1 protein-coding gene is annotated in these 357 nt (G+C 47.9%); it reads left to right on the top strand.

The window, feature by feature from the left end:
* Positions 1 to 357, top strand: a 357-nt coding sequence (nhaD, locus tag AB4486_RS22875) for a sodium:proton antiporter NhaD (RefSeq protein WP_372118779.1), incomplete at both ends; no start/stop codon positions are given.

Raw genomic sequence — 357 nt, forward strand, 5'->3', positions numbered from 1 at the left:
CGCCTACATCGTGGTGATGATGGAAGAGTACCTAAAGCTCCGAAAATCTAAGCCAGTGTTACTTGCAGCAGGCCTGATCTGGATAATCATTGGTTTTATCTACCAAGAACACAACCTTGTTGAAGTCGCTAAGCAAGCACTCGAACACAACTTACTGGAATACGCTGAGCTCCTACTATTCCTACTCGTCGCCATGACCTACATCAGCGCCATGGAAGAGAGAAGACTGTTTGATGCGCTGCAAGCGTGGATGGTGGGCAAAGGATTTAATTTCCGCTCTCTGTTCTGGCTAACCGGTATTCTGGCCTTCTTTATCTCACCGATCGCCGACAACCTCACCACAGCTCTATTGATGTG

It is taken from the genome of Vibrio sp. 10N.222.55.C6 (assembly GCF_041473395.1).
GTDB classification, from domain to species: Bacteria; Pseudomonadota; Gammaproteobacteria; order Enterobacterales; family Vibrionaceae; genus Vibrio; species Vibrio crassostreae_C.